The following is a 7,238-nucleotide window of genomic DNA, read 5'->3' as shown; positions in this document are numbered from 1 at the left end:
GCCGTCCGGCGCCTTCTTGTCCAGCTGGGTGCGCGTCCAGTCAAAGACCGGCATGAAGTTGTAGGTCACGCACTTAACGCCGTACTTCGCGCAGCGGCGGATGTTTTCACAGTAAACCTCGATATGCTCGTCGCGCTTGTCCGTGCCGAGCTTGATATCCTCGGACACCGGAATGGATTCGACCACATCGAACACCAGACCGTGCGCCTCGCACTGCTCCTTCATCTTGGCAAGGCTCTCCTCCGGCCATACTTCGCCCGGCTTTACATCATATACAGCCGAGACGATCGAACGCATGCCCGGAATCTGCGAAATATACTCCAGAGAAACCGGGTCGGACTCGCCATACCAACGGAATGATAGTTTCATATAGGGGGTTTCCTCCTTATTATCGGTCTAAACCGATATATTTCCAAACATTATTAAAGCAGATGTCCTCGATCATGCCGCCGAGCAGGTCATAATCCGCCGGCGCCATGCCGTCCGCCACCCAGCCGCCAACCAGATTGCACAGAATGCGGCGGAAATATTCGTGACGCGGATAGGACAGGAACGAACGGGAATCGGTCAGCATACCGATAAAGCGGCTGAGCACACCGATGTTCGCCAGGCTCTTCATCTGGGCGATCATGCCGTCGTAATGATCGTTGAACCACCATGCCGAGCCGAACTGGATCTTGCCCGCGGCGGTTTCATCCTGGAAGCAGCCCGCCGCAGCGATCAACTTGTCGTTATCCGCCGCATTGAGCGTGTACAGAATGGTCTTAGGCAGCTTATCGCGCATAGCCAGTCGGTCGAGCAGCGCCGCCAGAGAAGCTGCGGCCATGGTGTCGCCGATCGAGTCGCCGCCCGCATCCGCGCCGAACGCGCGATACAGCTTGGTATTCAGGTTGCGGATAGCACCCATGTGCAGCTGCATCGCCCAGCCGCGGTCAGCGTACTGCGCGCCGAGGAAATCCATCATCAGCGACTGGTAAGCCGCGACCTCGTGATCGGTCGGCATTTCTCCTGCCAGCGCCTTGCGCATCGCGCTTTCTGCTGCGGCCTCGTCCCAGACCGTGAAATCCGGCGAGCCAAACGAGTGATCGGACAGGCGGCAGCCCGCCTCGGCAAAGTATGCCACGCGCTGCGCCAGCGCCTGCTTGAGGCCGTCAATTGTGCGGATGGTGGCGTTTACCGCCGTGCCCAGCTTTTCCAGATAAGCAGGATAGCCGGGGTCAACGATGTTCAGCGCCTTTTCCGGGCGGAAGGTCGGCAGAACCTGAACCGTAAAGCCTGCATCCGCCGCCAGCTTTTTGTGCCACTGCAAATCGTCTACCGGATCATCCGTCGTGCAGAGGGCACGCACGTTGCTCTCCTGAATGAGTGAACGGGACGAACCCGCCGAGCTTTGCAGCTTGGCGTTGGCCTTTTCCCAAATGGCGTCTGCCGTGGTGGGGTCAAGCAGATCGTCGATGCCGAAAAAGCGGATCAGCTCCAGATGCGACCAATGATAGATCGGGTTGCCGATCAGGCGGGGCATAACCTCCGCATAGCGGTCGAACCTTTCGCGGCCGGGCGCGTCGCCGGTGACAAAGCGCTCCGGCACCGCGTTGGCGCGCATGACGCGCCATTTGTAGTGGTCGCCGCCCAGCCATGCATGCGCCAGATCGTCAAAACGGACATCCTCATAAATCTCCTGCGGATTGAGATGGCAGTGATAGTCGAAGATCGGCATCTTCTCGGCATGCTCATGGTAAAGGATGCGCGCCGCTTCGCTTTTCAGCAAAAAATCGTCACCAATAAATGTTTTCATCTTCATTTCTCCCTTTCGGATACGGATGTACCGAAACATATCTCGCTGTTCTGCAACAGCTTATAAAACAACATCCTCAAGCTCCGGGCGCGCTGCCTTTCCGTCAAACTGCTCCAGCTTGACATTCGCGCAATCCTCACAGCGCACAGCCTCACCGAAATCCTCCAGCTGATCGCCCGCAAACCGCACGCGGCAGTTGCGCAGCGTCACATCATCCGCGCGGCGCATATAGAAGCCCGCGCTCGGGATACGCTCGATCGTCTGACGGATGCCCGGACGCAAGTCATACATGCCGCGCTCCCACTTGCTCTTAGCGCGAACGGTTACCTCCACGTTGTCGAACAGCACATCTTCAATATGGTTACCATCCCGGCCGGAAAGCAGCACACCGTTTTCACTGTCGCAAATGATGTTGCGGAAACGGATGCCGGAAATATGGCCGGAAAGCGTATTGTCATCACGATTGTGGGTTGTGATCGTGATCGGCTCGGCGCAGCCCCACCAGCAATCCGCAAAGCGGCGTGTACCGATGATGATGTTGGAGAACGATACATTCTTCACATTGCCGCCGTCACGGATCTGGATGGACAGGCCACGGTTGGAATCCGAAATGACGCAGTTATCCACCACGACGTTCTCAAAATCGCCCGTGCCCTCGGTGCCGATCTTGATGGCTGCCGAGGTCGAGGTCAACGTGCAGTTTGCAATCACGATGTTGCGGCACGGGCCATATTCCATGTTGCCTGCCGAAGACTTCAGGCAGATGCAGTCATCCGCACAGGTGATATGGCAGCCGAGAATACGCACATTGGAGGAGTGGTCGGGGTCGATGCCATCCGAATTGGCAACATCCAGATCGTTCAGAATGCGGATCTGGGAGATCAGCACGTCGTCGCATCCAGCGGGATGCAGCGTCCAGAACGGCGCGTTGCGCATGATAACGCCGGTAAACGAAATGTGGTTGCAATGCTCGACATAGATCAGCGTCGGGCGGGGATAAAAATCGCCCGTCACATAATACTGGCTGACCCGGCCGACAAATGCGTACGCATTGCCGTCGATCGCGCCTGCGCCCGAAATGGCAATGTGGTCGGCGTCCTTGGCATAAATGAACGCATAGGACGGTTTGAGGGTGACCGGCGTGCCGACACGCTCGACGCCGTCGTCCTTCGCGCCGCCGTTCGGATGGAAATAGGTTTCCAGATCGCTGTGCGCCTTGAGTACGCTCCCGCGCTCGAGGTGCAGGTCAACGCCGGGCTTGAGAATGATCGAACTGGAATAATAGGTGCGTCCGTTTTCGAGCACCACGCGGCCGCCGCCCGCAGCAGAGCAGGCGTCGATGGCTGCCTGAATGGCTGCCGCGTCATTGGTCACACCGTCGGCTTTCGCACCGAAGTCTTTTACATAGTATTGCATGTTTTCCCTCTTTTCAAAACATGTTGGAGCGATTGATTTATGTTTCACTGCAAACCCGTTTATTCAGTAAAAGAAGCCGCCGCACATGCGGCGGCTTCCCAAGGAGAGAGAACGTCAGCCTTCCTTCAGTCCGGATGTCATAACGCTTGCGATAATCTGCTTTTGGAATAAAGCAAACACAATGAGCATCGGAACCATCGAAATAACGGATGCACACAGCAGCGTGTTCCAGTCAATGGACAACTCACCAACCAGATTGGCAATCGCCAGCTGCATCGTATACTTGCTCTGGTCGCTGATGACCAGCATCGGCCACACATAGTCATTCCAACGCCACATAAACGACAGAATCGTCAGCGTGGAAATGACCGGCTTGGCCAACGGCACCATCATCGTTGCGAAAATACGCACTTCGCCTGCGCCGTCGATACGGGCGGACTCCAGCAGGGAATCCGGCACGCCCATAAAGTACTGGCGCATCAGGAAAATACCCGTCGGCGTTGCGATCGGCGGAATAATCACGCCCCAAAGCGTGTTATACAGACCGAGTGCACTGACCACCGTAAAGGTCGGACGCATGATAACCTCGGTGGGCAGCATCATGGTCGTCAGCAGCGCCATAAAGATGAAATCGCGGCCCTTGAAACGGTATTTTGCAAATGCAAAGCCCGCCATGGTGTTGATGAGCAGCGTAATGAGCGTGGAAGCCACCGCAACGATCATCGAGTTGACAAAATAGTGCAGAAAATTATTCTGCTGCCATGTGGTCAGGTACGAAGAAAACGAAGGATTCTTCGGGAACAGCGTGGGCGGAATGGAAAACAATTCATTGCCGGGCTTAAACGAACACAGCACGATCCACACCGCCGGGAACAGGAACAGCAGGGCAACCACCCACATGATGACATTGCCTGCGACCATTCCCTTGGTCGTCTTTTTGGGTGTCATTCGTTAGACCCTCCCTTCTGCAGTTTGAACTGGAGGATCGCAATGAGAACCAGAATGACAAACATGACCATGGAAGCGGCGGATGCATAGCCGATATCCGAACGCTCGAAGCCCATCTTGTAGATATATTGCACGATGTTGGTCGTAGCATCGGACGGACCGCCACCCGTCAAGGACAGGATCATCGGATATTCCTTGAACGAGTTGATCATGCACAGCAGAATGACCATGAAGTTGGTCGGCTTGAGCAGCGGGAACGTGATGCGGCGGAACACCTGCCACGGCTTTGCGCCGTCCAGATAAGCCGCTTCGTAGTAGCTGGTCGGGATCGCTTCGATCGCGCCGACAAAGATAATCATAAAGTAGCCTGCCTTGCTCCAAACGGTTGCAATGACAAGCGTCACCATCGCCAACGTGCTGTCGGTCAGCCACGGCAAGCCGCTGCCCTTGAGCAGCGAGAGCAGATAGTTGACAATACCGCTGTTTTCACCGAAGATCCAGCGCCAGATCAAACCGACGATAACGGTCGAGATCATGGTCGGCCAGAAAACCGAAATACGCATAAAGTCGCGGCCGCGAATCCAGACGCGGGTCAGGCCCATTGCAATGGCCAGTGCAGCAACAAAAACGGTCGGTACTGTCAGCAAAACATACAAAAACGTATGCCAAAGGATCTTGTAGAACGATGTATCGCTGAACAGCTTGGCATAATTGGCAAAGCCGATAAATTCCGGCGAACCAAAGCCGTTATACTCGGTCAGCGAATAGTAGAAGCCCAATACGGCGGGAATAATGAAGAACAGCACAAAAATAATGCAGTTCGGCAGAATGAACAGATAGCCGGTTCTGCGCTGCTCCGCGCCGAGCTTGGAGGCTTTTTTCAGTTTAACGGTTTTTGTGGGCTCCAACAAAATTCACCTGCTTTCCTATGGATAGGGCGGCTGCCACAGAACGCCATCTGACGGCAGCCGACACATCATTTTTATTTTGCAGATTGCTTAAGAAGCGAGCGGAATGCCCATTTCGCCGGAAACTTCCTGTGCGAACGAATCCATCGCTTCCTGTGCGGTCATGTCGCCGTTCAGAGCAGCGCATACGTCATCGAGCAGCAGGTTGCCTACTACGTCTGCGTAATCCCAAGCGTTATCGCCCGCGCCGGCATCGCCCGAAGCCGCCAGCTCCTGCTCAAAGATTTCGTACATTTCCGGATGTACGGAGTAATCCGGCGTTACATTGTTCAGACCGGACATGTAGTTGCCCTTCTCGCAGTAAATCTTGAAGTTGTCGTAATCATAGAACCACTTGAGGAACTCCTTAGCCTGCTCTTCCTTGCCGGAATCCTTGATGGCGCAGAAGAAGTTGCCGCCCAGACGGTTTGCACGCTGGGTGCCGATCGGCATGTAAGTTACGCCCCACTCAAAGTCACTGATGTTTTCCGAATAGTCGGAAATCTTCCAGGAGCCCTGAATAACGGTTGCCAGCTGGCCGGACTTGAACAGTGCGGACGGGTCTTCGGTGCCGAGGAATACGGACTTGGGCATTACACCATCCTCATGCAGCTTGATGAAGTACTCCAGTGCTTCCACCGATTCGGGGGAGTTCGCGACCACTGCGGTGCCGTCGTTGTTGACAACCGAAGCACCGAACTGATACATCAGAACCTGATAACGGCGCTGGGTCTTGTCAAATGCAAGGCCGTACTGGCAGTCGGAGTTAGCGACAACCTTCTTAACCGCCTCGGTGAACTCGTCCCAGGTCCAGATCTCGTCTTCGCTCTGCGGAACGGAAACGCCCGCTTCGTCGAATGCGGTCTTGTTATAAATCATACCGGTAACGGTAACGTCGATCGGCAGTGCGATCAGTTCGCCGTTCTCGTTCTGGATTTTCTCATGCAGGGATTCCGGGAACTCGTCGATGGAGATGACATCGGACAGATCCATCAGCTGATCCTCATAAGCGCCATAGATATCGGTACGGATCAGTGCCGGTGCGTCCTTGCCCTGGATCATGTTGGCCAGCTTGGTGTCGCGGTCATCCTTCGGAACCTCAACAATCTCAACCGGAATGCCGGTCTCTTCGGTGTAGCGCTTGGCAGCATCCGCCATTGCGCCGCCTTCCGAAGTATCGTCAGAAATCAAAATCTTAAAGCCCTCGCTGTCAGAAGCGTTGCTGTCAGTAGAGCCGCCGCATGCGGTCAGGCTTGCTGCCATAGCAGCTGCAAGAAGAGCAGCCAATAGTCTCTTTTTCATACTATTTTCCTTCTCCTTTTCTTTTTCAATATGTGTTTCATGCGTACAAAGTTGCCAAACGTGCTCAATGTTCAGTATTCTTCTCCGCGTTCTTCACATCTATATTTTTACAACTTGTATGTTAGTATGTCAATAGTTTTTGTGCATCTTTTATGTTTTGCATAAATTCTCCATTTGCTTTTGTGCAAAATAAACGGCACATCCATTCGGATGCGCCGTTTGAACAATATCATGTCTTTTATGAAAATCAAGATCAGGCTGTAAAATATTCCTTGTATTCCCGCTTAATCCCCTCATTGGTCTGCAAATTGCCGTTCAGATGCTGATGCAGCAGTATCCGCAGGTTCTGGGTATCCTTTTTTTCCATGTACTGCACCAGTTTGCAGTGATCCTGATAGATCTGACGGTGGGAATTGCCCTGCACCAAATCCAGCATGCGGAAACGCAGATAACTGGTGTTGACCTCTTGGATCACATCCCACAGGTTTTCGCGGTGGTTCCCGGTGTAGATTGCTTCATGAAACGCATTGTCCAGCGCCGTAAATTCCTCCGGGTCAATGTTGTTGCCGGTCAGCAGTGTTTTTTGCTTTTGCAGACATTCCCGCAGCACAAGCAGCAATGCTTCGGGCTGCTGCTCTGCGATTTGGCACATCAGGGTGCTTTCCACGCACCAACGTAAGTAAATAATATCACGAATGTAATCATAATCCAGTTTGGTTACAAAGGTGCCGCGCTGCGGATCGATCACAACCAGACTTTCGGATTCCAGCTTTTGCAGAACCGAACGAATCGGAGAGCGCGATACGCCAAATTTTTCCGCAAGACTGTAT

7 protein-coding genes are annotated in these 7,238 nt (G+C 54.0%); all 7 read right to left on the bottom strand.

The annotated features are described in order from the left end of the window. A partial coding sequence (locus tag ABGT74_RS11430; protein ID WP_346705574.1) for a mannonate dehydratase occupies window positions 1–369 on the bottom strand: 369 nt, incomplete at its 3' end. A 19-nt stretch (window positions 370–388) separates the two neighbouring features. Further along, window positions 389–1,795, bottom strand: a complete 1,407-nt coding sequence (gene uxaC / locus ABGT74_RS11425; protein WP_346705573.1) for a glucuronate isomerase — start codon at window positions 1,793–1,795, stop codon at window positions 389–391. A gap of 60 nt (window positions 1,796–1,855) precedes the next feature. Next, window positions 1,856–3,211, bottom strand: a complete 1,356-nt coding sequence (locus ABGT74_RS11420; RefSeq protein WP_297282910.1) for a glycosyl hydrolase family 28 protein — start codon at window positions 3,209–3,211, stop codon at window positions 1,856–1,858. Window positions 3,212–3,325: 114 nt separating this feature from the next. Continuing rightward, on the bottom strand, window positions 3,326–4,159 hold the full coding sequence (locus tag ABGT74_RS11415) for a carbohydrate ABC transporter permease (RefSeq protein ID WP_297282909.1): 834 nt from the start codon (window positions 4,157–4,159) through the stop codon (window positions 3,326–3,328). After that, window positions 4,156–5,067: a sugar ABC transporter permease gene (locus ABGT74_RS11410; RefSeq protein WP_297282908.1), complete on the bottom strand. Its 912-nt coding sequence runs from the start codon at window positions 5,065–5,067 to the stop codon at window positions 4,156–4,158. Before ABGT74_RS11410 ends, ABGT74_RS11415 begins: the two co-directional genes overlap by 4 nt. A 90-nt stretch (window positions 5,068–5,157) precedes the next feature. After that, the gene (locus ABGT74_RS11405; RefSeq protein WP_346705572.1) at window positions 5,158–6,408 is read right to left on the bottom strand and encodes a sugar ABC transporter substrate-binding protein; all 1,251 of its coding nucleotides are present in this window, start codon (window positions 6,406–6,408) and stop codon (window positions 5,158–5,160) included. Between the two features lie 253 nt (window positions 6,409–6,661). Continuing rightward, on the bottom strand, window positions 6,662–7,238 hold a 577-nt coding region (locus ABGT74_RS11400; RefSeq protein WP_346705571.1), incomplete at its 5' end, for a GntR family transcriptional regulator.

The sequence above is a fragment of the uncultured Agathobaculum sp. genome (assembly GCF_963927765.1).
GTDB lineage: Bacteria > Bacillota > Clostridia > Oscillospirales > Butyricicoccaceae > Agathobaculum.
The sequence above is the reverse complement of the archived record's forward strand: the minus strand, read 5'-3'. Positions and strand labels throughout refer to the sequence as shown.

Bases quoted from the DNA above. Each gene is read 5' to 3' on its own strand.
- uxaC (WP_346705573.1), bottom strand. From the start codon at position 1,795: ATGAAAACATTTATTGGTGACGATTTTTTGCTGAAAAGCGAAGCGGCG.
- ABGT74_RS11420 (WP_297282910.1), bottom strand. From the start codon at position 3,211: ATGCAATACTATGTAAAAGACTTCGGTGCGAAAGCCGACGGTGTGACC.
- ABGT74_RS11415 (WP_297282909.1), bottom strand. From the start codon at position 4,159: ATGACACCCAAAAAGACGACCAAGGGAATGGTCGCAGGCAATGTCATC.
- ABGT74_RS11405 (WP_346705572.1), bottom strand. From the start codon at position 6,408: ATGAAAAAGAGACTATTGGCTGCTCTTCTTGCAGCTGCTATGGCAGCA.